Source organism: Spirochaeta thermophila DSM 6192 (assembly GCF_000147075.1).
In the GTDB taxonomy this organism is placed as follows: Bacteria; Spirochaetota; Spirochaetia; order Winmispirales; family Winmispiraceae; genus Winmispira; species Winmispira thermophila_A.
Window position 1 is genome coordinate 2,029,427 of record NC_014484.1, and the last position, 24,296, is coordinate 2,053,722.

At 63.3% G+C, this 24,296-nt stretch carries 23 protein-coding genes; 5 read left to right on the forward strand and 18 right to left on the reverse strand.

The window, feature by feature from the left end; genetic code table 11:
* Positions 1 to 16 precede the first annotated feature (16 nt).
* On the reverse strand, positions 17 to 1,279 hold the full coding sequence (locus STHERM_RS09245; protein ID WP_013314627.1) for an ABC transporter substrate-binding protein: 1,263 nt from the start codon (positions 1,277 to 1,279) through the stop codon (positions 17 to 19).
* A 182-nt stretch (positions 1,280 to 1,461) separates the two neighbouring features.
* Here STHERM_RS09245 and STHERM_RS09250 point away from each other — a divergent pair, with 182 nt between their 5' ends.
* From STHERM_RS09250 to pepF, 3 genes are read left to right on the forward strand one after another with little or no spacing between them, the layout of a single operon-like run.
* On the forward strand, positions 1,462 to 1,956 hold the full coding sequence (locus STHERM_RS09250) for a methylglyoxal synthase (RefSeq protein WP_041623535.1): 495 nt from the start codon (positions 1,462 to 1,464) through the stop codon (positions 1,954 to 1,956).
* Entirely contained in the window at positions 1,953 to 2,537 is a 585-nt protein-coding gene (rdgB, locus tag STHERM_RS09255; RefSeq protein ID WP_041623537.1) for an RdgB/HAM1 family non-canonical purine NTP pyrophosphatase, read from the forward strand. The genes STHERM_RS09250 and rdgB overlap by 4 nt, the downstream gene beginning before the upstream one ends.
* Complete coding sequence (gene pepF / locus STHERM_RS09260) at positions 2,534 to 4,336, forward strand: oligoendopeptidase F (protein ID WP_013314629.1); 1,803 nt, start codon at positions 2,534 to 2,536, stop codon at positions 4,334 to 4,336. Before rdgB ends, pepF begins: the two co-directional genes overlap by 4 nt.
* Before the next feature lie 4 nt (positions 4,337 to 4,340).
* Here pepF and lnt read toward each other — a convergent pair whose 3' ends face one another.
* The 8 genes from lnt to STHERM_RS09295 all read right to left on the reverse strand — a co-directional run bounded on the left by lnt (position 4,341) and on the right by STHERM_RS09295 (position 9,751).
* Positions 4,341 to 5,939 (reverse strand): apolipoprotein N-acyltransferase, encoded by a 1,599-nt coding sequence (lnt, locus tag STHERM_RS09265; RefSeq protein ID WP_013314630.1) that lies wholly within the window; start codon positions 5,937 to 5,939, stop codon positions 4,341 to 4,343.
* Positions 5,940 to 5,977: 38 nt separating this feature from the next.
* A complete protein-coding gene (locus STHERM_RS09270; RefSeq protein ID WP_013314631.1) occupies positions 5,978 to 6,286 on the reverse strand; it encodes an HU family DNA-binding protein in 309 nt (102 codons plus the stop codon).
* A gap of 39 nt (positions 6,287 to 6,325) precedes the next feature.
* Complete coding sequence (rpsT, locus tag STHERM_RS09275; RefSeq protein ID WP_013314632.1) at positions 6,326 to 6,592, reverse strand: 30S ribosomal protein S20; 267 nt, start codon at positions 6,590 to 6,592, stop codon at positions 6,326 to 6,328.
* Between the two features lie 70 nt (positions 6,593 to 6,662).
* The gene (locus tag STHERM_RS12005) at positions 6,663 to 6,833 is read right to left on the reverse strand and encodes a hypothetical protein (RefSeq protein ID WP_013314633.1); all 171 of its coding nucleotides are present in this window, start codon (positions 6,831 to 6,833) and stop codon (positions 6,663 to 6,665) included.
* 59 nt (positions 6,834 to 6,892) lie between these two features.
* Positions 6,893 to 7,816, reverse strand: coding sequence for a PSP1 domain-containing protein (locus STHERM_RS09280; protein ID WP_013314634.1), 924 nt, complete (start codon positions 7,814 to 7,816; stop codon positions 6,893 to 6,895).
* Positions 7,817 to 7,836: 20 nt separating this feature from the next.
* Positions 7,837 to 8,337 carry a YaaR family protein gene (locus STHERM_RS09285; RefSeq protein WP_013314635.1) on the reverse strand — a complete coding sequence of 167 codons (501 nt, stop codon included), beginning with the start codon at positions 8,335 to 8,337 and terminating at the stop codon, positions 7,837 to 7,839.
* Entirely contained in the window at positions 8,337 to 8,717 is a 381-nt protein-coding gene (locus STHERM_RS09290) for a bactofilin family protein (RefSeq protein ID WP_013314636.1), read from the reverse strand. Before STHERM_RS09290 ends, STHERM_RS09285 begins: the two co-directional genes overlap by 1 nt.
* Complete coding sequence (locus tag STHERM_RS09295) at positions 8,717 to 9,751, reverse strand: M23 family metallopeptidase (RefSeq protein ID WP_013314637.1); 1,035 nt, start codon at positions 9,749 to 9,751, stop codon at positions 8,717 to 8,719. Before STHERM_RS09295 ends, STHERM_RS09290 begins: the two co-directional genes overlap by 1 nt.
* Positions 9,752 to 9,897: 146 nt before the next feature.
* Between STHERM_RS09295 and STHERM_RS09300 the strand changes: the two genes are divergently transcribed.
* Both STHERM_RS09300 and dusB read left to right on the forward strand, forming a co-directional pair.
* A complete protein-coding gene (locus STHERM_RS09300) occupies positions 9,898 to 10,671 on the forward strand; it encodes a TatD family hydrolase (protein WP_013314638.1) in 774 nt (257 codons plus the stop codon).
* Positions 10,672 to 10,678: 7 nt separating this feature from the next.
* Entirely contained in the window at positions 10,679 to 11,680 is a 1,002-nt protein-coding gene (gene dusB / locus STHERM_RS09305) for a tRNA dihydrouridine synthase DusB (protein WP_013314639.1), read from the forward strand.
* On the opposite strand, the gene rlmB is transcribed toward dusB, so the two are convergent.
* The 9 genes from rlmB to larE all read right to left on the reverse strand — a co-directional run bounded on the left by rlmB (position 11,677) and on the right by larE (position 24,281).
* Complete coding sequence (gene rlmB, locus STHERM_RS09310; protein WP_013314640.1) at positions 11,677 to 12,402, reverse strand: 23S rRNA (guanosine(2251)-2'-O)-methyltransferase RlmB; 726 nt, start codon at positions 12,400 to 12,402, stop codon at positions 11,677 to 11,679. The two genes, dusB and rlmB, sit on opposite strands and share 4 nt — an antisense overlap.
* 3 nt (positions 12,403 to 12,405) lie before the next feature.
* The gene (locus STHERM_RS09315; protein WP_013314641.1) at positions 12,406 to 12,849 is read right to left on the reverse strand and encodes a hypothetical protein; all 444 of its coding nucleotides are present in this window, start codon (positions 12,847 to 12,849) and stop codon (positions 12,406 to 12,408) included.
* A gap of 86 nt (positions 12,850 to 12,935) precedes the next feature.
* Positions 12,936 to 14,090, reverse strand: coding sequence for a molecular chaperone DnaJ (gene dnaJ, locus STHERM_RS09320; RefSeq protein ID WP_013314642.1), 1,155 nt, complete (start codon positions 14,088 to 14,090; stop codon positions 12,936 to 12,938).
* Between the two features lie 21 nt (positions 14,091 to 14,111).
* A complete protein-coding gene (gene dnaK / locus STHERM_RS09325; protein ID WP_013314643.1) occupies positions 14,112 to 16,019 on the reverse strand; it encodes a molecular chaperone DnaK in 1,908 nt (635 codons plus the stop codon).
* A gap of 1 nt (position 16,020) precedes the next feature.
* The gene (gene grpE / locus STHERM_RS09330) at positions 16,021 to 16,758 is read right to left on the reverse strand and encodes a nucleotide exchange factor GrpE (RefSeq protein WP_013314644.1); all 738 of its coding nucleotides are present in this window, start codon (positions 16,756 to 16,758) and stop codon (positions 16,021 to 16,023) included.
* 92 nt (positions 16,759 to 16,850) lie between these two features.
* A complete protein-coding gene (locus tag STHERM_RS09335; RefSeq protein WP_013314645.1) occupies positions 16,851 to 21,920 on the reverse strand; it encodes a SpiroCoCo family coiled-coil protein in 5,070 nt (1,689 codons plus the stop codon).
* 19 nt (positions 21,921 to 21,939) lie between these two features.
* Positions 21,940 to 22,602, reverse strand: coding sequence for an HAD family hydrolase (locus STHERM_RS09340; RefSeq protein ID WP_013314646.1), 663 nt, complete (start codon positions 22,600 to 22,602; stop codon positions 21,940 to 21,942).
* A gap of 115 nt (positions 22,603 to 22,717) precedes the next feature.
* Positions 22,718 to 23,467 carry a nickel pincer cofactor biosynthesis protein LarB gene (gene larB / locus STHERM_RS09345; protein WP_041623543.1) on the reverse strand — a complete coding sequence of 250 codons (750 nt, stop codon included), beginning with the start codon at positions 23,465 to 23,467 and terminating at the stop codon, positions 22,718 to 22,720.
* On the reverse strand, positions 23,454 to 24,281 hold the full coding sequence (gene larE / locus STHERM_RS09350; protein ID WP_237223265.1) for an ATP-dependent sacrificial sulfur transferase LarE: 828 nt from the start codon (positions 24,279 to 24,281) through the stop codon (positions 23,454 to 23,456). The genes larB and larE overlap by 14 nt, the downstream gene beginning before the upstream one ends.
* Positions 24,282 to 24,296: the final 15 nt, after the last annotated feature.

The following is a 24,296-nucleotide window of genomic DNA, read 5'->3' on the forward strand; positions in this document are numbered from 1 at the left end:
GTAATGCTTCACATGCTTACTCCACGGTGAGCTCAGGATAGGCGTTCTTCACCTGTTCCTTGATCCACTGGATCGCATCTTCCTTGCTCTTCACACCGTTGGCGTAATCGGCCACCGCCCGGTTGATGAAGCCGAGGATGTTCTGGTCCTTTCCGGTCACGAGCGAACCGTTCACCTTCGGCGCGAGCTCCGCGAAGAAGGCATAGTGGTTCTGGCCACCGAGATAGGGTTCGGAGAAGGTGTCCTTGATCTTCTCCACCACCTTCCGGTTGCTGATGAAGTCGCCCGTCTCCTTCGCCCACCACTCGAGGGTCTCCTCTTCGAGGGTGAACATGTGGACGAACTTCCAGGCGTTCTCCTTGTTCTTGCTGTCGGAGTAGATACCGAGCCAGGTACCGCCCCAGAAGTAGAAGGCCGGAGGAGAAGTGAGTCCCCAGTCACCCTCTGAATCGGGGGCATTGGCCTTGAGTACGTAGTGAAGGAACCACGTACAACCGAAGTAGGCGAAGATATTGGAGTCCTTCTTCATCCCGTCGTACCAGGCGGGCCCCCACTGTCCTGCCTCGGCGGTGAGGCCTTCGTCACGAAGGGTCTTCACGAAGTCGAAGTAGGGCAGATACACATCGTCCAGGATGAACTTCCCGTCCTCCACGAAGGCGTGCTTCCGCTGGGCGTAGGGGATCCACTGGGTCTCCACCAAGGTGGGGAGGAACTTCACGCTATCACCGCTCTTCGCCTTCATCATACGGGCGGTCTCGAGCATCTTGTCCAGGCTGGCGAAGTACTTACCCACTTCCTGAGGATCGTCGGTTCCGAGGTACTCCTTCGCGATCCCCCTCCTGTAGAACACACCGCCGGGGGTCGTCTGCCAGGTGAGTCCCCTCAGCTTGCCGTCCGCGTCCGTCGCCATCTCGACGGCATAGGGATACATGTCGGACACATCGGCGTTGTACGGAGGACCGGAGAGGTCGTCCCAGTAGCCGCTCTCCACCAGCTCCCGCACGAACTGCTGTTCACCGGTGAACACGTCGGGCACGTTCACACCGGAGACGAGCACCTGTCTGAGCTTCGTCATGTAGTCCTCGTGGGGCACGATGGTGAACTCGTAGTCGATGCCGGTCTTCTCCTTGAACCGATCGAGGGGCCTCTGGAGCTCGTCGGTGAAGGACCATACCACGATCTTGGCAGGAGCAGCTGCCGCAGCCTCCTCCTTCTTCGCACATCCTGCGAGGAGCACTGCCACAACGAGTCCTACCAGAAGAAAGGAGAGCTTCTTCATACGGTACCTCCTGGTAGATAGGATATTAGGTTGTAGGAACAACCAGAGAAAGTATAGCATGTGTTCCGGGATGTGACAAGAAGAAATTTCACGCAATCAACTATTCCACGGCGGACGAAGATTGCCCCCCGACGGTCTTCTCTCTATACTACAGCTGTACATCCCCGCGAGAGGAGACGCACATGGACTTCGTGAAGACCATAGGCCTCGTGGCCCACGACAACCGGAAACAGGACCTCATCGAATGGGTGAGGTGGAACTACAAGACCCTCATACAACACAGGCTGGTCTGCACGGGCACCACCGGGAAGCTCGTCCAGCGCACCATAGAGGAGCTCATGGAGCCCGGCGACCGACAGGCCCACCCCATCGTCCAGCTCAAATCGGGACCCCTCGGAGGAGACCAGCAGATGGGCGCCATGATCGCCGAAGGGAAGATAGACATCCTCATCTTCCTCTGGGATCCCATGGAACCACAACCTCACGACGTGGATGTGAAGGCACTCCTCAGGATCGCCGTGCTTTACAACATCCCCGTTGCCAACAACAGGTCGACGGCCGACTTCATCATCTCCTCCCCCCTCTTCTATCAACGGTACGAGCCCGTCCGGAAGGACTATTCCGTGTACCTCAGACGGAGCATCCCCGGCGTCGACGCCCGAGGAGGAGCCTCGTGACCATCTACCTCGCGAGCAACAACCGCCACAAGAAAGAGGAGATCGCCCCCCTCCTCTCGCCTCATCCCCTTCTCCTTCCGGAAGACGCAGGGATCGAATTTCACTGTGAGGAAAGGGGGGCCACCTTCCTGGAAAATGCCCTCACCAAGGCCCAGACACTCTACGACCTGGTGAAAGCACCAGTCCTCGCCGACGACTCGGGCCTCTCGGTGGAGGCATTGGGTGGTGCTCCGGGTGTGCGATCGGCTCGTTTCGGGGAGGAGGCGGGAAGGAGCCTCTCCACAGAGGAGAAGAACGCCCTCCTTCTCAGGATGCTCCATGGCGAGAGCGACAGGAGGGCGGCCTTCGTATCTTGCATGGTGCTCCTCCTCTCCCCGCAACGGTTCTACATCGTCCAGGAAACCCTCGAGGGCGCCATCGCGCACGAAGCACGGGGCACCCACGGCTTCGGCTACGATCCCATCTTTCTCCTCCCCGACGGACGGCACCTTGCCGAGCTCTCACTCGAGGAGAAGAACCGTATCTCCCACAGGGGCAAGGCCGCCCGGAAACTACGCCTACTCATGGAGGACCTCACATGACCGACCTTCCTACCCGAGACCAACAGAGCCAGGAAGACTGCTGGGATCTCTCCTCCCTCTTTCCCTCGGACAGAGCATGGGAGGAGGCACTCACCAAGGTCAAAGGCATGCTCCCCGACCTCACCTCGTACAGGGGAAGACTCGCCGGGGGAGATGCATCCACCGTGGGGGGCTTCCTCCGCCGGTACTTCGAGGTCCTCGAGGAGATGGAGGCCCTGGGCGTCTACGCCTACCTCCGTCTCTCAGAGGACGGCGGAGACCCCGACCGCCAGAGGCTCTGGAATACCTACCTCTCCTGGAGCACGGAGTTCCAGAGCGCACTCAGCTTCGTGGAGCCCGAGCTCGTCCGCCTGAGCGGGACAGTGGTGGAGGAACTCCTCCATCGCGAAGACCTTGTCGACTTCCGCATATGGCTCGAGAAGCTCCTCCGCTACCGTCCCCACATCCTCCCCGAGGAGCAGGAACGCATCCTCGCCACCCTCTCCCTCCCCCGCTCCCTCGCGAGACGCACCTTCTCCTCACTCAACGACGTCGACCTCGCCTTCGGGACCATCTCCACCCCGGAGGGGGAACGCCCCCTCACCCACGGGACCTACCTCTGGTTCATGGAGCACCCCGATCGGAGCCTCCGGGAACAGGCGTACACCCGCTACCTCGAGGTCTACAAGTCCCATCAGCATACCCTCGCCACCCTCTACGCCACCCAGGTCCAGCAGGACGCCGCCGAAGCCCGGCTCAGGAACCACCCCTCCTCCCTCCACGCCGCCCTCTTCGCCGACAACGTGCCGGTGGATCTCTACACCCACCTGATCACCCAGGTGGAGACGGCCATCCCTCTCCTCCACGAGTACTGGAAGTTGCGCGCCGACCTCCTCGAGCTACACCCCTTGCGACTCTTCGACACCAAGGTCCCCCTCGTGAAGGAGGTGGAGGTCCACTATCCGTACGAACAGGCCGTGGACCTCGTCGCAGAGGCACTCTCCCCCCTGGGAGAGGACTATACCCGCACCATGCGGGAGGGCCTCCTCGGCGGATGGGTGGACCGCTACGAAAACAGGGGAAAGCGATCCGGCGCCTTCTCCTACGGCAGCTACAGGGGGGCCCCCTACATCCTCCTCAACTACGACCCCCGGGTCATCCGCCACGTCTTCACCCTCGCCCACGAGGCGGGCCACTCCATGCACTCCTACTACAGCGCCCGCTCCAATCCCTTCCCCCACTACCAGTACTCCATCTTCGAAGCCGAGGTCGCATCCACCTTCAACGAGGAACTCCTCCTCCATCGTCTCCTCTCCACCACGGAGGACCCGAGACTCACCCTCCACCTCCATAACCGCCACGTGGACGAGATCATAGGGACCTACTTCAGACAGACGATGTTCGCCGAGTTCGAGCTCGTCTGTCATCGGGCGGCCGAGGAGGGGCACCCCCTCACCACGGACTTCTTCCTCGAGACGTACCGCGGGCTGCTTGAGAAGTACTTCGGTCCCGCCGTCTCGATAGAGGAACTCGACTCCTACGAGTGTCTCCGGATCCCTCACTTCTACCGCTCCTTCTACGTCTATCAGTACGCCACCGGTATCACCGCAGCCGTCACCCTCTCAAAGGCCGTGATAGAGGGGAAGGAAGGCGCCGTGGAGGCCTACCTCAGGTTCCTCTCACGCGGCGGGAGCAGCTTTCCACTCGAGACACTCGGGGAAGCAGGGGTGGACCTCCTCTCCGAGGGTCCCTACCAGGTGCTCCACCACGTCTTCGCGGAGCACCTCGAGGCGCTCAAAACAGGGCTCGAGAGGACGTGAGACCTCAACGCGAACGGAGGAGGCGTGTCCTGAGGTGCAGGACGAGCCCCCCTGCGAGGAGGAGGGAGGCGAGAGCGAGGACGAACCAGGCGAACCAGTCGCCCCAACGGGTATAGAGGGTCGTGCGTCCGGTGAAGACAGGCACCTCACAGACGAGGTAGTCCTGCACGAACGGGGGGAGGGTGGCGAGGATCTCGCCGTTGGGGGAGACGGCGGTGGTGATCCCTCCGTTCGTACTACGCACGAGGGACCGCCTGTTCTCCACCGCCCTGAAGACCGAGATCGTCATGTGTTGCATCGCATTGCTCGGGAGCCCGGACCAGCTGTCGTTGGTGAGGTTCACGAGCACCTCCGCCCCCCGCCGGACGAACTCCCGGGAAAGATACCCGAAGGTGTCCTCGAAGCACACGAGGGTGGAAATCCTCACCTTGCCCAGGTCGAACACCGTGTAATCGGAGCCCTTCTCCCAGAAGTGGGTGTCGGCGTTCTTGAGCCACTGGTAGATCGCAGGGAACTGTCTCTCATAGGGGAAGTGTTCGGTGAAGGGCACGAGATGGATCTTGCGGTACGGCCCGAGGAGCTCGCCGTCCTTCCACACGTAGACCGCATTGTAGTCCACGCGAGAGATCCTGCCCTGCGCATCCTTCACCGGCCGGCCGTCGTCGTTCCCGAACACGAACACCGTATCCCGTGAGTCGAGGTAGGTGAGGAGGCGGTCGACCAGCGCAGTGGACTCGGGATCCCTTCCCACGTGGAGGTGCCAGTAGATGCTGGGCACGAAGGCGGTCTCGGACCACACCACGGCCTCGATCCCGGGATCCTCCTCGAGAGCCTCGTCGCTCAACCGCATGAGGCGCTCGAGCCCGTCACGGTAGGCCGCGAGCCCGCCCTTCCACGGATCCTTGTCGTGCTGGACGAGTGCAACCTTCCACCTCGGAGCCGTCGAGTAGTCCACCGGCGCGAAGAGGCCGTAGGCGAGGACAACGAGGAGAAGGAGGCCGTATCCGGCTATGACCCATCGCTCCTTGGCGCACCACTCCCTCAGACGGTGCACCCCATGCATCAGGCCCCATCCAAGGAAGGCCGAAGGGAAGACCACGAGGAGAGAGACACCCCAGACCCCGGTCACGTCCGCGATCTGGATGAGAGGGAGGAAGGCGTACTGGGAATACCCCATGATCCCGTAGGCGTAGCCCAGGAAGCCGGTGGTCTTGAGGTACTCGTACGCGATCCAGACGAGGGTCTGCACCAGATACCCCCGCCTGGGAAACAGGACGTCGGCGAGTTTGAGCAGGGGGAAGACCATCAGGAAATAGGTGGCATAGATCACCGGCACGATGATGATCGCCAACGGATGGAACGGAGCGAGCCAATAGTTGAAGAGGGCGTACGAAAGGAAGCCGTAGAAGATGCCGTAGAACGGCATCTCGATCCAACGGCCGTACCGCACCACCGGGAACACCGGAACCAGTGCGACGTAGGCGAGAAGGGGAATCCCTGCGAGCACGACATGATTGGGAAAAGAGAGGGCGAAAAGAACGCTGCTCACCACCAGGAGACAGAACCTCCCGCCTCCCGTCCGTCCCTCACACCAGACCCGCATCCGGTTGCTCACCAGTGCCCTCTCCCGGGAAAGGTCTCTCACATCCTCACGTTCCACACGGAATCTTTCAGTTCTTTGCCCGGACGGAAGACCGCCACCCCATGATCCTCGACCTTCACGATCTCACCCGTCTTGGGATTGCGGGCACGATCCCTGCCCTTCCTCACGCGGATCTCGAAGGTCCCGAACCCCCGCAGTTCCACGGTCTTTCCTTCCACAAGTGCCCGCTTCACCTCGGAAAAAAAGGAATCGATGACGAACTGGATATCCTTCTTGCTCAGGTCACAGTGCTGCGAAATATTCTCAACGATCTGGGCCTTGGTCAGTTTTTCCGTCTTCCTTGCCACAGGCACTCCTTTTGCCAGGGGGCTCCCCCCTGAGGGATGTTATCCCGCACTCATGGCATTCAACTTCTTGTAGAGGCGGGACTTCTTCCGGGCCGCCGTGTTCGGGTGGATGATGCCTTTCCTCGCATAGGTGTCGAGATACTTCACCGCCACACGCAGCTGGGCCTCGGCCTTCTCCTTGTCGCCCTCGCTCACCGCAGCCAGGAACTTCTTCACCTCGGTCCGTATGCGGCTCTTCGCAGCCTTGTTCCGCAGATAGCGCTTCACACTCTGCCTGTGCCGCTTCAATGCACTCTTGGTAGCCAAAACACTCCTCCCGACTCTTAGTACTTAAGATAACACACAAGTATCGACAGGTCAATATTTTAAAACAGATTCACACGAAATCCTTCGGCCTCCGCTCGGTCCGCTTGCATTTCTCGCAGACGGCCTGGAGTTTCATCTTGCCGTTCTGGAACACGGCCTTCATCTTCACCTCGCCGCCGCACGGACAGAAGAACTTCTGCGCACCACGGCCCACTTTCGCGTTCTTGCTTATCTTCCCCATCTTTCTCCTCCGAAATCCTTTACGGTGGAAGGAATACTAGCACACGCACGCTCGATGTGTCAATCGAGCGACGAGAGGGCTCCCTCCCTGAAGGTCCACGTCTTCCCGTCCTCGTCCCAGACGAAGGCATCCCCTGGGAGCACGAGCCGCTGCCCTTCGGGCCCTGCGAGGATCACCTTCCGGGTGAGGACGTTCACCTCCAGCACCTTGTACTGGGCGTCTGCGTAGCGGAGACGCGTATTCTCCGGCGGGAAGTGGGCCCTCTCGACCTCGTAGGTCTCGGCCTCGTAGGCGAGACAGCAGAGGAGCCTTCCACAGGGTCCCGAAATCTTCATCGAGTTGAGGGAGAGGTTCTGCGCCTTGGCCATCCTGATGGAAACCGGGACGAGGTGATCGGTGACGGCATGGCAACAGAGTCCACGGCCGCAGATCCCCACCCCGCCCAGGAGACGGGTCTCATCCCGGACGCCGATCTGACGGAGCTCTATCCGTTTCTTGAAGACCGCCACGAGATCCCGGACAAGGGCCCGGAAATCGACCCTCCCCTCAGCGGTGAAGAAGAAGAGGATCTTCGGCTCGTCCGTGAGATAGTGCACCGAGACCAGCTTCATGTCGAGACGGTGCTCCTCGATCTTCTGGATGCAGATCCGGAAGGCCCGGTCCTCTTCCACCTTGAGGTGTTCATACCGCTCGATATCCTCGGCCGTGGCCTTGCGGTGGATGCGCCGGAGCACCTCTTCGGGCTTCCTCCCCTGGAGGAATCGGGAGATGTCCCGCACCGGTCCGAGCACCTTCCCCAGATCCTTCCCGTACTTGCTCTCTACGATCACATGATCTCCGGGGAGCGGGGTCCACCCGTGTGGCTCTCTGCAGATCTCGGTCTCGCTCGTATGGACAACCTTCACCACCCACGCAGCGGGGCTCCCCTCAGTGCGAGGTTCACACCCCCCGCAGGAGGCACAGGGGCTCTGCCGTTCGTTCATATCCAACGACTCTACTCGTTTCAGGAAAATAAATCAACGAGGAGGCCCTGGATCTCCTCCACCCGTGCGAGAAGGGAGAGCTGATCCACCTGTTGCAAGAGGATCCCCGAGACCAGACGTTCCAGCTTCTCGTCGATCACCCTCACCAGGGCGTACTTCTTCCTCCGGACGAGGTGGGATCCTGAAGTGTGCTCTTCGAGCGTGAGCATGCGCTTCACGGCGTAGGAGAGGAGGCGTTTCACCGCCTCCCTGTAGGCCCGCGCCTGGGAGAGCGTAGGATGTTCCTTGAGGCGCTCGCCGGCTTCGTGCACCCCATCGACGAGGGCTTCGAGGCTCTCTATCGCCCCCCCACCCTCATCCGCTCCGAGGGGCCTCTCCACCTCCTGCGCCGTCTCCCTTGAGAACAGGGAGCGGAAGGAAACACGCTTCCCTCTCCGGGGTTTCCTCCCACGGGGAGGCGCACCTGCTTCGGGATGGAGCGAGGCGAAGAAGTAGCCGGCTCCGGGCTCCACCGGTTCCATCAGCCCGCCGCCCTGGAAGGATGGATGACCGGCGTGTCCCCGTCCTGGGCTGCCTCCGGACGGACCGCACACCGGGCATGGAAGACCGCACCCTCGTCGATCCTGAGGGCTGGCGCCCGCACGGTTCCCATCACCACTCCGGAGGAGAGGAGATGCACACCTTTCCTCACCTCCATCTCGCCCCTGAAGACCCCACCGACCGTCACCTTCCCCGCCCTGAGCACTCCCTCACACCGGGCGTTCTTTCCGATGACCACCTCTCCACTCACCTCGATGGTCCCTATCACATCCCCGTCGACACGGAGGAAGTGGGCACCCTTTATGGTGCCCTCCAGGAGTGTACCTGCACCGATGATGGAATTGACGTGTGTCTCGCTCATCAATCCTCTACCACCACATGCTGGTGAGAGATATTCAAGAACTTGAGAGGATCGATCACCTCGGAACCGATCATCACCTCGTAGTGGAGGTGCCGACCCGTGGAGAGGCCGGTGGACCCCATCATCCCGATCACCTGGCCCTGATGGACCTCCTGACCCTTCTTCACCAGATAGTACTGGAGATGGGCGTACCGGGTATAGAATCCATAGCGATGGCGGATGACCACGTAGTTCCCCCAGCCCAGGGGATCCGACTTCGCCTCCACCACCTTGCCGTTCGCGGTGGCCAAGATGGGCACCGCATAGGGATAGGCGATATCCACCCCCTTGTGAAGGTACCAGTACTTGTAGAAGGGATGGATCGAGGGACCGAAGTACTGGGTGATGATACCCCTGCCGCCCTGGACGGGCCATATGCTCGGGATGTTCACCAACAGTTCCTTCTGGGCATTCAACACGTTCTGCACCTGTGAAAGCGAATCGACCGCCTGCTGGAGGGAAACCTTCAGCTCCCTGATCTCCGCGAGTTCCTTGATGTCCCCTGCACTGAGGGAGAGCTCGTGAGAGATCCCCGCGAGATCACCCTCTTCCTGGAGATCCTCGCCGGGATCGTCCCCCGTCTCCCCCAGAAGCGAGGCGGTCTGGGCGAGGGACTGCTTGAAAAGGGCCGCCACCTCCCGCAGTTCCGAGAGCTCACCCTTCACCTTGTCCAGGTTCGCCTCCACGGAGGAGAGCGAGGCCTCCTTCTGTTCGAGGAGGGCCGTGATGCCCGTGACCCTTGAGCCGGTCCACACGAAGCCCGCTACCACCCCCACGAGGAGGACCCCCAGAAAGAGGAGGAGGAAGAGGGACACCTGGATATTGATCACCTTGTCTTCGAAGTGGGGGATGAGCATGATGGTGTACTTCTTTTTTGCAATGCCCCCGAGCCTGCCGAGGATCCCACCTATCGCCTGCCCCAACCGTTTGATGCGCCAGAAGGCCTTCCTGCTCGCCGCCTCTTCCAGACGTTTATAATTACGTGTCACTGACACGGAGGCACCCCTTTTTCACATCTCTTGATCAAAGAGTAGCATGAAGGGAAAGAGTTTGTCAAACGGAAATAATCGATTGACGGGAGGGGGAGATCATGGTATGGTAGTGACAAGTTCCCGACATCACCATACAAAGCAGGAGACATATGCGATTGTTCGACTCGCATGCACATATAGGATTGATCCACGAAGACCCCATCGAGCAGCTCATCGTCGTCCAGGAGGCGAAGCAGGCGGGGGTGGTGGGCATCGTGAGCATCTGCAACAGCCTGCGTGATTTCTCCACCGTCTATGAAAACCTCAAGTCGGTCTCTCATGTGTACCACGCCGTGGGGGTCGCGCCTTCAGAGGTCACCAGTCCGGGGAGAGACTGGGAACTCAAGATCGAGGAGAGCGTACGCCTCCCCCGTGTTGTAGCTATCGGCGAAACAGGCCTGGATTATTACCGAAAATTCGGCGATCGGGACTCCCAGATCGAACTCTTCATCAGGCAGCTTGAACTGGCCGAGAAGTTCGACCTCCCCGTGATCATTCACAACCGTGAGGCCGGCAAGGACGTGCTCGAGATACTGCGGGAAAAGCTCCCCCCCCGCGGCGGCATTCTGCACTGCTTCTCCGAGAACTGGGACTTCGCCCGGAAGGCCCTCGAGCTCAATCTCTACATCTCCTTCGCGGGAAACGTGACCTACAGGAACGCCCGCGATCTCCAGGAAGTCGCGCGCAAGATCCCCCTCGATCGCATGCTGGTGGAGACCGAGAGTCCCTTCATGGTCCCGTCGGTCTATCGGGGGAAGCGCAACCGTCCCTCATACCTGGCGGAGACCGTGAAGTTTCTCGCCGAGATCAGGGAGGAGAGCGCCGAGGAGATCGCCGAGGTCACGTGTCAAAACGCCCTCACCTTCTTCCGGATAGCACAATAGATCGCTCATGAACGGACATACCCGTACGGAGCCTCTGCGGATAGGGGACCGTCTCATCCCAGGCAACCTGTTCCTCGCCCCGCTCGCAGGTGTCTCGGACCTCCCCTTCCGGGAGGTCTGCATCTCCTTCGGCGCATCCATGACCTATACGGAGATGGTCTCGGCGGAAGGGATCGTCTACCACACGGGGAAGACCTTTTCGCTCGTCCAAAGAGGCCCGGAGGAGAGGTTCTGGGGCATACAGCTGTTCAGTTCACGTCCCGATATGCTCGCCCGTGCCGTGGAGGTGCTCAGTCCCCTCGCCCCCACCCTCTTCGACCTCAACTGTGGATGTCCCGTCCCCAAGGTGGTGAAGACCGGTGCAGGGGCGGCGCTCATGAGAGACCCGGAACGCGTGTACGCCATGGTGAAGGCCATGAGACAGGCCTCGCCCGTACCGGTGACCGTGAAGATCCGCTCGGGATGGGACGAGCACTCGCTCACCTACCGGGAGGTGGCCCAGGCGGCCTTCGAGGCGGGGGCGGGAGCGGTCTGCCTCCATCCCCGCACCCGGGCCCAAGGCTATGCCGGAGCCGCCCGATGGGAACACATCGCAGACCTCAAGGCGCGACATCCCTCACACCCGATCATCGCTTCGGGCGACATCCTCTCCCCCGAGGCCGCGAGGGCGGTCGTGGAGGAGACGGGCTGTGACGCCGTCCTCGTCGCCCGCGGCGCCCTCGGCGCTCCGTGGATCTTCCGCCAGATCCGCGATCTGCAGGAGAAGGGCGGGTATGCGCCCATCTCCCTTCGGGAGCGGGTGGAGACGATGCGCGCGCATCTCGAGCGGGCCATCGCATACAAGGGGGAAGGGATCGCCTGCAGGGAGATGAGGAAGCACATGGGCTGGTACGTGAAAGGCCTCCCCGGCGCCGCACGGGTGAGGGAACGTCTGGTGAGGGCCTCGACCCGGGAGGCCTACCTCGCCATCCTGGCGGAACTCCTCCCGGACGGGGAATCGGTCCGCTAGAACCACCCCTGCTGCCTGCGCACCTCGTACATGAGGATGCCGGCCGCCACCGACACGTTGAACGAGTCCACGTGCCCGCGGGCAGGGATGGCGACGAGCAGGTCGACTTCCTCCCGGAGGAGGCGGGAAAGCCCCTTGCCCTCGGCCCCGAGCACCAGACAGACCCGGCCCGAGAGATCCACCTCGTGTACAGGCTGCCCTTCCATGTCGGCACCGTAGACCCAGAACCCCGCCTCCTTCACGTGGAGGAGGGCCCGCCGGAGGTTCGTCTCCACCACCACGGGCACGAAGGCATCGGCCCCGCTCGAGCTCTTGGAGATGGTCGCGGCGTCCTTCACCGCACGCCGTTCCGGGAGGATCACGCCAAGAGCTCCGAACTGATCCGCGGAACGGAGGATGGCGCCCACGTTGTGCGGGTCCTGGAGGTGATCGAGCGCCACGAGGAGGGCGTTCTCCTCCGCTCGTTCGCACAGATCATCGAGGGTGGCCTCCTTGAAGGTGCGGAGCACTTCGAGCGCGAACCCCCTGTGGGATCCCACGTATCTGGAGAGCTCCTGTGCGGAACAGACCTCGCTCCGTATGCCGGCCTCCCGTGCGAGCGAGAGGAAGTGGCGGTGATGGTGCGGATCGGTCACATAGAGGCAGACCACCCGCTCCCTCACCCCTGGGTCCACGAGATAGGTCTCAACGGCCCTCTTCCCCGTGATGTACACCGAGCGCATGTCTCATTCCCCTTCCTCGGCGGCATAGTCCTTCACGAGATCGATCTCTCCGTCGAAGTCCGTATCCTGCTCGTACCTCCGGACGAAGACTCCGTCCTCGAGGAAGACCCACAGATCGATCACATCGTCGAAATTGGTATCCACCTCCTCCCGAATGAGGATACCCTTCTCGTAATAGTAGAAGTCGTCCATCCTTCCATCGAGATTGTAGTCCATTTCCTCGTAGAGCTTCCTCCCCTCCTCGTCCATCTGTGCCCGGTAGTCGACGGTACCGTCGTAGTTCGTGTCGTAGACGAACCAAAAGGTGTCCTCCTCTCCCAGCTCGAGCCACTGATCCTCCACCCCGTCATCGTTCTCGTCCACCGGATTCATCCTCTCCTGCCCGACGAGGGGGAAGGCCCCCCCCAACAAGACCACCAGGGCGATCACAAGTCCCGTACGGTTCACTGTAGACTCCTTGGTCCGCGTTTTGGCTCCCTAGCGTAGTTATCGTCAGGGGAGAGGAACACGCTTGAGGAAAACGTGCCGCATCCTCACTTGAGCGCCATGATCTCGTCGGCGGGGAGAGGATTCATCGAATCGGTGTCCCCCATCAGGGCGTCGAGTTGCCGGAGGAGCTCCCTCTCCTGAGCCGAGAGATGCTCAGGCACCTTCACGTGGAGCTCCACGTAGAGATCCCCCCGGGTGGAAGGATTGTGACGGTGGGGAAGCCCCTCGCCCCTGATGCGGAGCACACGACCGTGCTGGCTCCCGGGCGGGATCCGTAGCTTTATCTGTTTCCCCTCCAGCCCGGTGATGAGGACATCTCCCCCCAGGATGGCCTTGGTGATGCTCACAGGGACGGCACAGTAGACATCGGCTCCGCGCCGCTTGAAGTGGGGATGGGGCCGGACGTGGATCACCACGTACAAGTCGCCCGGCCCCCCACCGTGCGGACCGGCATCCCCCATCTGTGGGATGTGGAGACGCTCACCGTCCTCCACCCCCGGAGGGATGGTGACCTTGAGGCGTTGGGTCTTCTGCGCCACGCCGGTCCCCCCGCACACCCTGCAGGGACGCTCTATCACGTAACCGGCTCCACCACACTGAGGACAGTCCGTGGTGATGGAGAAGAAGCCGGAACTCCTCCGCACACGCCCCGCACCACCGCAGACCGGGCAGACCGTCCTTCCCCTCCCGTCCGCCGATCCCGTGCCACCGCAACTCGAACACTCGGCGTGCCGGGTGTAGGCGATCTCCACCTTGCGCCCAAAGGCCGCATCGAGGAAGTCCACCTCCAGGTCGTAACGCAGGTCCGCCCCCCCTTCGTTCCGGGCGCGGGCACGGGAGGAGCGTCGCCCCCCTCCGAAGAAGGTGTCGAAGATGTCACCGAAATCCCCGAATCCGCCGAAGAGGTCTTCGAAATCACGGAACACGGAGGAAAAATCGCCGGAGGCGCCGCCTCCCGGGCCTCCGGCCATCCCTTCCAGCCCGGCAAAACCGAACTTGTCGTAGGCCTCCCGCTTCCTGTCGTCCGAGAGGACCTCGTAGGCCTCGCTTATCTCCTTGAACTTCTCCTCGGCCTCCTTGTCCCCCGGATTCCTGTCCGGGTGATACTTGAGGGCGAGCTTCCGGTAGGCCCGTTTTATCTCATCCTTCGTCGCGTTCCTGGGCACCCCCAGGACCTCGTAGTAGTCGCGTTTTGCCAAGGCATCACCCCAGTCTTCGTCTTATTTGTTGTCGTCCACGACCTCGTAGTCCGCATCTTCCACATCGCCCTTCCCGGAAGCGCCCTGAGCCCCACCGGCCCCACCGGAGACATCGCCGCCGGCCTGGGCCCGCTTGTAGACCTCCTCGGCGATCTTGTACGACGCCTGGCGCAACACCTCGATCTTCGCCTTGATCTCCTCGGTGGAACCCGAATCCATCACCGCCTTGAGATCCGCGATCGCCTTCTCTATCTGTTCCCTGTCGCCGGCGCCCACTTTGTCACCCAGCTCCCGAAGGGTCTTTTCAGTGTAGTAGATGAGGTTGTCCGCCTCGTTCCTGGCCTCCGCGCGTTCACGGGCCTTCCTGTCGGCCTCTGCGTTCGCCTCGGCCTCCCTGATCATGCGCTGGATCTCCGCCTCGTTGAGTCCGGAAGTCGGCTCCACGCGGATCTTCTGCTCCTTGCCGGTGGCGAGATCCTTCGCCGAGACATGGAGGATACCGTTGGCGTCCACGTCGAAGGTCACCTCGATCTGAGGCACCCCACGCGGGGCAGGGGGAATACCAACGAGGTCGAACCGCGCGAGGCTCCTGTTCTGGGATGCCATCTCGCGTTCACCCTGGAGCACGTGGATCGTCACCGCGGTCTGATTGTCCGTGGCAGTGGAGAAGATCTGCGTCTTCCTGGTGGGGATGGTCGTGTTCCTCTCGATGATCTTGGTGAAGACCCCACCCAGGGTCTCGATACCGAGCGAGAGGGGGATCACATCGAGGAGGAGCACATCCTTCACGTCTCCCGCGATGATACCCGCCTGGATCGCAGCACCCATGGCCACCACCTCATCGGGGTTCACCCCCTTGTGCGGTTCCTTGCCGAAGATCTCCTTCACGATCCGCTGGACCGCGGGGACACGCGTGGAGCCACCCACGAGGATCACCACGTCGACATCCTCGGGCTTGAGGCCTGCATCCTTGAGGGCATTGTGACACGGGCCCTTGGTACGCTCGAGGAGGTCCTCGATGAGCTGCTCGAACTTCGCCCTCGTGAGGGTATACCTGAGGTGCTTCGGCCCCGATGCATCGGCCGTGATGAACGGCAGGTTGATCTCGGTCTCCTGGAGGGTGGAGAGCTCCTTCTTCGCCTTCTCCGCCGCCTCCTTGAGGCGCTGGAGGGCCATCCTGTCCTGGGAGAGGTCGATGCCGTAGTCCTTCTTGAAGTTCTCCACCAGCCACTCGATGATCCGCTGGTCGAAGTCGTCGCCCCCGAGGTGGGTGTCACCGTTGGTGGACTTCACCTCGAACACACCGTCCCCCAGCTCGAGGATGGAGATGTCGAACGTCCCACCCCCAAGGTCGAAGACCGCGATCTTCTGCTCCTTGGACTGATCCTTGCCGAGCCCGTAGGCGAGGGCCGCCGCCGTGGGCTCGTTGAGGATACGCTTCACCTCGAGTCCCGCGATGCGCCCCGCGTCCTTGGTCGCCTGACGCTGGGCATCGTTGAAGTAGGCCGGCACGGTGATCACGGCCTCGGTCACGGGTTCTCCGAGATAGTCCTCGGCCGTCTTCTTCATCTTCTGGAGGATGGCCGCGGAGATCTCCTCGGGGGAATACTGCTTCCCGAGGACTTCCACCCGGACGGCCCCGCGGGAATCCTGGGTCACCTTGTAGGGCACCATCCTGATCTCCTCGCCCACCTCGCTGTACTGGCGGCCCATGAACCGCTTGATGGAATAGATGGTGTTCTCCGGGTTGGTGATCATCTGGTTCTTCGCTGGCTGCCCCACCAGCCGCTCACCATTGGGAAGGAAGGCCACCACGGAAGGCGTGGTCCGCTGTCCCTCGGAATTGGCGATCACCACCGGTTCGTTCCCTTCCATCACGGCGACACACGAGTTGGTGGTTCCAAGGTCGATTCCTATGATCTTTCCCATGTCACTCCTCTCCTTTTCCTTCGGAAGTTGTATCCGGCGTGTGTTCCTGAGTACAGACGGCCTGGGTCTCCTCGGACCGATTGCGCGCAGGCATACCCACCTTCACGCGCGCAGGCCGGAGTATGCGTCCATGAAGGGCGTAGCCCTTTTCGTACTCCTCTATCACAGTGGGTTCCTCGAAGTCCCCCTCCTCCATCTGAAGGGCCTCGTGACGATTCGGATCGAAGGGCTGTCCCGCTGCCGAGAACTTCACCAGTCCCCATCGGGACTCGAGAACTGCATGGAGCCGCTCCGAGATCATGGCCACACCCTCGTGAAGGGTCTTCACGTCATCGGTCTGCTCGGCCGCCTCTATCGCCCGCTCGAAGTCGTCGAGCACGGGGAGGAGGTCCTCGAGGAGTTTCTGGGTGAGGAACTTCGCCCGTTCCTCGGTCTCCCGCTGCATGCGTTTCTTGTAGTTCTCGAAGTCGGCCCGTGCCCTGAGGTACGCGTCCCGGAGAAAGGCGTTCTCCTCCTCGAGCGCGGCACTGCGCTCCTTGAGCCTCGCAAGTTCCTCCTCAGGGGTGAGCTCGCGCCCTGCCCCTCCCTCCGAGGAGGGGTGGGCCGCATCCCCTTCCTGGACATCGGTCCCAGGCGCGGAGGATCCGGCGTCTCCCGAGGCCTCATCCTGCGGTCGTGTCTCTTCGTTATCCATGCGCTCCTCTTTGTCCTGGAGTTCCTCGTTCTTCTCCCGTGTCATTCCCCGACTCCGCACTTTTAGAGTATGAAACTTGTTGTCAGTCCGAAAAATACTAACAGAGGGAAAGCACCGTCAACCCGCCTCGCACGGCGCTACTGCTTCGGGATCTCGAGGATGAGTTCGACCTCCCCTCTGCTGAGCCTGGTGGCACGCGCGATCTCCTCCACGCTCCATCCCTGCCGTGCGAGCTTGATGACCGTCTCCCGCTCCGAGAGCGTGGGAGCGCCGCGATCCTTCCTCCGTTTCTCCTCCCCCTCGAGCAGGGTGCCCAGGAGCTTCACCTGCTCCTCCGCCTTCTTCGCCACCTCCTCGAGGCGGGTCTCGGTCCGGGCGAGCCACTCCCTCGCCTTCTGGAGACGCCCGGCCCGTTCCTCCATCTCGTCAAGCAGCGCATCCAGGGTGCCGAGCTTCTCCACGGCCTCCCTTATCTGCCCCTCCTCCGACTCCACCCGTTCCACCTGGATCCTGATCTCCTCCACCCGCTCCGGGAGGGCGTTCAAGACCTCGCGGTAGCCTTCCAGCTCTTCCTCTATCTTCTGGATCATCTGGAAGTTGCGGTCCACGGCCTCGGTGGTCACCTCGAGCACCTGTCTCCGCTTCTCGAGGCGCTCGAAGGCCCGCTCCACCTGGCCCTGGGCCTCTTCGATGGCCCTGAGTCGGGCCTGGATGGCCTGGATCTCGTCGTGGCTGTCGGTGATCTGCTGGAGCTTCAGATCCACCGCCTGGGAGAGGCCGAGAAGCCGTTTGAAGTCGTCCTCGAGGCTGTCTATGCGTCTCCGCTCGGAGAGGAACCGCGCGAGCCTGCCCGACACCTCTTCCCCGAGCTTCTTCACCTGCTGGAACTGCCCCTCCATGCTCCTCGTCTCCTTGAGGTGCGCCTCCACCCTGGAGATCTCCTCCTTGAGGAGGGCCAGGTTGCGCTCGAGCACCTCCTTGAGGTGATCGGCCCGGTCGAATATCCTCGTCTGTTCGATGAAGGCCTTCTGACGACGCTCTATCTCGGTGAGCGTGGCAGACAACCGTGCACCGTCGTCCTCGAGCTTGGCGAACAGGCGCTGCTGGAGGGTGGTGAACTGGTTCCTGGTATCCACCAGGAAGTGCTTGAACTCCCGTGTCCTGTCCTCCACCTCCTGGAGCACCCCCTCACGATACTGCTCGAAGCGATCCTGGAGGGCACCGTAGCGCTCCGCGAAGGCCTGGAATGCCTCCTCCGTGACCCGATCGAGGCGCCCGGAGAGGGTGGCCATCCCCTCCTCCACCTCCTCCAGGCGGGCGACGAGGGCCTCCCTCCGCTCCTCGGCCGCATCGAGGACCTGCTGGCGCTCCGCATCGAAGGTCTCCCTGATGATCTGTAGGCTCTCCCCCATCTGGGATCTGAGCAGATCGATCTGGCCGGAGAGGTCGCCCCGCGCAGAGGAGAGCTTTGCCGCAAGATCCGACTGCCAACGGGTCAAGTCCTCCCTCGCGGCCTGGAGCACGGCCTCCACCGAGGTCTCGTGCTGCCTGAGACGTTCCCGCACCTCGTCGAGACGCTGATCCACGTCGGCCCGGTGGGAGAGGATCTGCTCCTCCACCTTCTGCGCATGGGCGGCGAGCTCCTGGGCCACCGAAGCCTCGGCCTGCCGTCGCAGCTCCTCGATCCTCGCTGCGATCGTCTCCTGAAAGCCCTTGAGGGTCTCCTCCTGGGCGTCGAGCCTCTCCCTCAGGCTCTGTTCGAACTGGCCCACCTGGTCTTGAAAGCGCTCCAGCTGGGAGTAGAGCCTGGTCTGGAGTTCCGAGAGCCTGGCACGCATCTGCCCGGTATGGGTCTCCTCTAGCCTGGCCCGTTCCTCCTCCTGCCGAGCTCCCACCTCCACGAGCTTCCGCTCGAACTCCTCCTCCCATGCAGCGACCCTCGCTCCCAACTCCTCGCCGCGGGCCTCGAGGTCCTTGAAGAACCCCTCCTCGAAGGCCGTGAGCCTCGAAGAGATGCGGTCGTACGCCTCCTGTTTGAGGGCCTCCACTTCCTGCTGGAGGGTTCCGAGTTCGGCGCGAACCTCCTCCATCCGTGCGAACACCGCCTCCCTGTCCCTCTCGCCGGCCTCCTTGAGCCCCTGGTAGAAGCGCTCCTGTTCCTGGCGGATACGTTCCCTGGTGGCCTCCAGCATCCTGGAAAGGGCATCCTCAAGATCCTGGATCTGGGCGCTCACGCCCTCGACCCTGCGCATCCGGTACTCCAGGTCACCCGCATACTCGGCGAGCTGGGCCTCCAAGGCGGCGAGGACCTCCTGCTCCCTCTGCACCCCCCGCTGCTCCACCGCCTTCCACATCTCATCCTGCCGCCCCTGCATCCGCTCCCTCAAGGCGCCGAGCTCGGCCTCGAGCCGCTCCTCCGCCGAGGCGAGGAGCCTGCGCACCTCGTCCGCCACCTCGCCCACCCGCATCCCCAGGGCCGCCTCCTGTTCCTCCACCTGCCGCACCCGCCCCTCGAGCCGCGCTTCCACCTCACCCAGGCGCTCCTCGTGCGTCCGCACGAAGGCCACCACCCTACCCTCGAAGTCCCCCAGCTGGCCCTCCACACGCTCCTCCGCCCCGAGGAGCCGCTCCTGCACCTCGGCCTCCCAGCGGGCGATCCGTTCGTCGAGCTGTCCGAGCTGGCCCTGGAGACGCTCCTGGAAGGCTTCCACCTCCCGGCCGAACTCCCGGACCATACGCTCCACCTCGCTCCTCACCGTCCCCACCATCTCCCGTCCGCGCTCCTCCACGGCCGAAGCCGCTCCCGAAAGCTCCTGCTCGAGCCGAACGAGGGCCTGCTCGAGATCCTCGCGCACCTGCGCCATCCTTCCACGGCCCTCCTCCTCGAAGTTCCTCAGCCGCTCATCCACCCCTTCCACACGCCGTACCACCCCCTCCTGCCACTCCGTGACCCGCCCCTCCAACGCCGCCACTTCATCCCGAAGCCCTGCCTCGTACTCCTTCATCCGCTCCCTCACCCCCCCCATCGTCGCATCGAGCTCCCCCCTCACCCGCTCGAGCCAGTCCCTGCTCTCCTGGACGAACCCGTCCACATCGGCGAGAAGGCCCTCCCGGACCTCCTCGAGCCTCGCCTCGAGCTCGGTCCTGAGCCCACCCAACCTCGAGTCCTGCAGCTCCTCGAGCCGCGCCACACGCCCCTCCATCGCAGCCACACGCTCCCCCACCCCCTGCTCCAAGGCCTCCATGCGGAGGGAGAGCCGCTCCTCCCAGGACGCCGCCTCATCCAGCACCCGCTCCAGCTCCTTCTCCACCTGCTGCTCACGCTGCTGGAGCACGGCACGGATCTTCGCGAAACCGTGTTCCACCATATCCCTCGCCTCGACCCTCCGCTTCTCCAACAGCGCACGCACCTCGTCCCTGAGCGACTCCCCCTCCTCCGCCGCGAATCCCTTGAGCTCCCTGAACCGCTCCTCCAACACCCCTACGACCCGCTCCTGTTCCTCCCTGAGCACCTCCTGCGCCCGTCCCAGCTCCTCCCTGAGGCGTGCCGCCTCATCCTGGAAGGCCCGCTCCAATGCCCCGAACGTCTCCCGCTGCCGGGCCTCGAACTCGCCGGCCTGCGCAGTGAGCCGCGAGATCCGCTCCTCGAGGGAGGAGGTGTAGTCCTCCATCCTCGCGGTCCACCCGTCCACCTGCTCCTTGAGTTCGGAGAAGACCTCCTCCACCCTTCCCCTCGCCTGATCCAGTTCCTCCTTGAGGTCCTCGAGCTGCTGCACCGCATCGGCCCGCAGGCTCCCCGTCTGGGCCTCCACGTCCTGGTGCACCCTGAGGAGGATCCCCTCCACCTCCTCCCGCACCCGCTCCCTCGCTTCCTCGACCCGCTCCCCGAGCTCCTGCTCCAGCCGGAACACCCCGGCCTCCACCTCCTCCGCCTTGCCCTGCACCATCCGCTCCACCTCCTGGAGCTCCTCGTCCACCCGGTTCGCCCACGTCTCCACCTCGGTCAGCAGCTCGGAGGTCTTGCGCTCCAACGACGTACGCACCTCGGCGAGGGCCTCGCCGAGCGCCGCCTCACGACCCGCGAGCCACTCCCTGATCTGGGCATCCTTCGCCTCCAGGAGGCTCCTCGCCTCCCCCTCCCAGAGCCCCACATCGGCCCGCACACGGGAGAGCTGCTCCTCCACCCCGCTCCGCACCTCCTCCACACGACCCGCCACCTCGCCGGAGAAACGCTCCAGGGAGGAGAGGAGCCCCTCCTCCCGCTTCTTCACGAGCGCCACCACCCTGGCGAAGGCCTGATCCTCCAGTGCGGCCGCACGCTTCGCGGCATCCTCCAGGGCCTTCCCATGCTCGGCCGCCACGGCCCTGCATCGCTCCCGCAGCCCCTCCACGAGCCCATCCACCCCTTCCCTCTCCCGGGCGAGACGCCGTTCGAGGTCCTCGAGGAGCGTCTCCACCTGGCCGGTGAGCTCCTCCACACGCCCTCGGATCCGCTCCAGCACACCCTCCCCCTCCTGCTCGAGGGCCGCCTTGAGCTCGCCGAACCGCTCCTTGAGGAGGGCCTCGGCCTCGACCCCCAGCGTCCGCAGTTTCTCGCCCTGGCGCTCCACGGCCGCAGCGAGATCCTCCTGCCGCTCCCGAGCCGCCTCCACCTCGCGGTGGAGGTCCTCCACCTCCTTCCTCGCCTGCAACTGCACCTCGGCCTTCACCTGGGACAACTGCTCACCGTTGAGCTGGGCGAACCGCTTGAGCATCCCGGGCAGGGCCTTCTCCACCTTCTCCAGCTGGGCGGCCACCACCCGGACCCGCTTGCCCACCCGATCGATGAACTCCGATTCGTTCCTGATCCGGGAGAGGTTCTCCTCGGCCCGAGCCGTCATATCCACCAGCTCGGCGAGGACCCTGTCGTATTCCTGGATCCGCTTCTCGAGCTCACCCACCTCCCTGTCACGCTCACGGATCTGACCGAGCCGCTCCTCCATGTAGGAGAGCATCTCGCGGAGGGTATTCTGATAGGTGTCGATTTCTATGGTGATGTCGCGGAGCCTCGCCGTACGCTCCTGGACGAGGGCGTCGAGATCCTCCTTCACCCTGTCCGCATACCTCCTCACCTTCTCGAGGCTCCGGTTGTTCCTGTCGAGCTGACGGAAGACGACGAGCGCCGCGGCCACCAGGCCGAGGATGACAATGTCCATCACGGTAATCATATCCCCTCCCATACCCCCTTCAGGACGATCGCATACCCCGCACCCACGCGAGGAGCTCGGGATAGGTGCTGAAACTCACGTCGGCGATCGAACCCTTCGGAGGCCTGCGTACGAGGTGGGCGGTCCTGAGGCCCGCCGCATGTCCGCCCACTATATCATAGGCATAGCTGTTGCCCACGTAGAGGATCTGTTCCGGCACGAAACCCAACCGTTCGGCGAGGAGGAGGAAGGGCTCGGGATTCGGCTTGAGGTATCCCGACTCCTCGGTGCACATCGCCACGTCCCAGAACCCGTCGAGCCCGAGGAACTCCAGCTTGGCCAATACGGGAAAATCCGAGAGCACCGCGAGACGATACCCATCCTCCGCCAGGGCCGAGAGCACCTCTCTCAGATGAGGGTAGGGCCTGAGACGTCTGAGCGATTGCTCCCATCGGGTGTAGATCTTCTCCTCGATGAGGGAACGCGCCTCCTCCTCGGAGATGCCCATCCTGCCTGCGAGCATCCTCGCCTGTACGGCCCTGAAGTCGTCGATAGGCCGCACCCTCCTGATCTCGCTCCGTACCCGTCCGAAGTGCCACACCAGGCGAGGATGCCTCAGCCCCAGCCCGAGGGAGGCGAGGTACATCATGTAGTGCGGATAGAGCGTACCGTCCAGATCGAATGCGATCGCCTTAAGGTCCATGCAGCCTCTCTCTGGTTTTGGTAGTATAATACGGGCAGTCGGTCGAAAATGCAAGGCATAGTGCAAGTGACGGAATCTTCGAGACATAGGACTTTCGGGGAGGAATGCGGAACGATCAGAGCCTCGCGATGAGGCTCGCGAGATAGCCCGCCCCGAACCCGTTGTCGATGTTCACCACCGCGAGCCCCGGGGCGCAGCTCGTGAGCATGGCGAGGAGAGGCGTCATCCCCTCGAGGGCGGCGCCGTAGCCCACGCTCGTGGGCACGCCGATCACCGGCCTGTCCACGAGGCCGGCCACCACGCCGGGAAGGGCGCCCTCCATCCCGGCCACCACCACCAGCGCACGCAAGGAGCGCATCTCCTCGAGGCGGGCGAGGAGTCGGTTGATCCCCGCCACCCCCACATCGTAGACCCGCTCCACCCCCACCCCGTAGAACTCGCAGGTGATCGCAGCCTCCTCGGCCACCGGCACATCCGAGGTGCCGCCGGTGACCACCCCCACACGGTGGGGGCAGGAAGGAGGCGGACTCGCCACATGGGTACAGCACCGCGCCTCGGCATGGTACACGAGCCGTGGGAACCGTTCGAGGAGAGGCCCCAGCTGGTCCTCCCTCACCCGCGAGACGAGGAGGTTCTCCCCCCGCGAGAGAAAGACCTCCACGATCTCCAGGAGGTGCTCCGTCTTCTTCCCCTCCGCGAAGACGACCTCGCCCCGACCCGTACGCACGGGCCTCGCCATGTCGAGCGTGGAGTGTCCGAGCCGTACGAAGGAGAGCTCCTCGAGCCGGGAGATCGCCTCCTCCTCGGGCACCCGCCCCTCCCGGTAGGCGGCCAGCAGACGACGCATCCGCTCACGCCGATCCACAGGTACCCTCCTTGACGGACATACTCCCCGTCCTGTAGCCCTCCAGATCGAGGGTCACATAGCGGTACCCGAGTTCCTTGCACCGGGCCACGATCCCCTCCCGGTCCCCGGAGGAGAGGAAACGCTCGAGGTCGTCACCCCCGAGCTCGATCCGGGCCAGCTCCCCGTGATGACGCACCCGCACCTGCCGGAAACCCGCCCTGAGGAACAGGAGCTCGGCCTCCTCGATACGCCTGAAGAGGGCCTCGTCGACACGAACACCGTGCGGAATCCGGGTGATGAGGCACGAGTACGGCGGCTTGTCCCAGGTGGGAAGTCCGAACGCGCGGGAGAGATCCCGTATCCGTTCCTTGGTGAGACCGGCCTCCCGCAGCGGGCTCCTCACCCCCAGCTCCCTCAGGGCGCGCATCCCCGGCCTGTCCTCCTCGGGGTCGCTCGCATTGGTGCCGTCGCACACCACCGGATACCCGTCCTCCTCCGCCATCCGCTTGATGGCCCCGAAAAGGATCCGCTTGCACCGGTAGCACCGATCGGGAGGGTTCTCCCGGACCTCCTCGACGAACGGCACCTCGATGAGGCGGTGTGTCAGGTCGAACCGCTGCGCGAGCTCGGCCGCCTCCGCGGCCTCCCAGCGTGCCACATGGGGCGGAAGGAGGGTATAGGCCCTCACCGCATCTTTCCCGAGCACCTCCCTCGCCACCACGGCGAGGAAGGTGCTGTCCACCCCTCCAGAGAAACCGACCGCGATCCTGCCATATCCCTTGAGGACCTCCACGAGCCTATCTGCCTCTTTTTCGATAAGAGAAAGATCCATATCCGCCCCCTGATT

Excerpts from the sequence above, each read along its gene's own strand:
- pepF (WP_013314629.1), top strand. The coding sequence starts at position 2,534 with ATGACCGACCTTCCTACCCGAGACCAACAGAGCCAGGAAGACTGCTGG.
- STHERM_RS09245 (WP_013314627.1), bottom strand. The coding sequence starts at position 1,279 with ATGAAGAAGCTCTCCTTTCTTCTGGTAGGACTCGTTGTGGCAGTGCTC.
- rlmB (WP_013314640.1), bottom strand. The coding sequence starts at position 12,402 with ATGCGCTCGGTGTACATCACGGGGAAGAGGGCCGTTGAGACCTATCTC.
- dusB (WP_013314639.1), top strand. The coding sequence starts at position 10,679 with ATGAACGGACATACCCGTACGGAGCCTCTGCGGATAGGGGACCGTCTC.
- STHERM_RS09285 (WP_013314635.1), bottom strand. The coding sequence starts at position 8,337 with ATGGAACCGGTGGAGCCCGGAGCCGGCTACTTCTTCGCCTCGCTCCAT.
- STHERM_RS09300 (WP_013314638.1), top strand. The coding sequence starts at position 9,898 with ATGCGATTGTTCGACTCGCATGCACATATAGGATTGATCCACGAAGAC.
- dnaK (WP_013314643.1), bottom strand. The coding sequence starts at position 16,019 with ATGGGAAAGATCATAGGAATCGACCTTGGAACCACCAACTCGTGTGTC.
- STHERM_RS09335 (WP_013314645.1), bottom strand. The coding sequence starts at position 21,920 with ATGATTACCGTGATGGACATTGTCATCCTCGGCCTGGTGGCCGCGGCG.
- STHERM_RS12005 (WP_013314633.1), bottom strand. The coding sequence starts at position 6,833 with ATGGGGAAGATAAGCAAGAACGCGAAAGTGGGCCGTGGTGCGCAGAAG.
- STHERM_RS09280 (WP_013314634.1), bottom strand. The coding sequence starts at position 7,816 with ATGAACGAACGGCAGAGCCCCTGTGCCTCCTGCGGGGGGTGTGAACCT.
- grpE (WP_013314644.1), bottom strand. The coding sequence starts at position 16,758 with ATGACACGGGAGAAGAACGAGGAACTCCAGGACAAAGAGGAGCGCATG.
- lnt (WP_013314630.1), bottom strand. The coding sequence starts at position 5,939 with ATGCGGGTCTGGTGTGAGGGACGGACGGGAGGCGGGAGGTTCTGTCTC.
- STHERM_RS09250 (WP_041623535.1), top strand. The coding sequence starts at position 1,462 with ATGGACTTCGTGAAGACCATAGGCCTCGTGGCCCACGACAACCGGAAA.
- STHERM_RS09290 (WP_013314636.1), bottom strand. The coding sequence starts at position 8,717 with ATGAGCGAGACACACGTCAATTCCATCATCGGTGCAGGTACACTCCTG.
- larE (WP_237223265.1), bottom strand. The coding sequence starts at position 24,281 with ATGGATCTTTCTCTTATCGAAAAAGAGGCAGATAGGCTCGTGGAGGTC.
- STHERM_RS09340 (WP_013314646.1), bottom strand. The coding sequence starts at position 22,602 with ATGGACCTTAAGGCGATCGCATTCGATCTGGACGGTACGCTCTATCCG.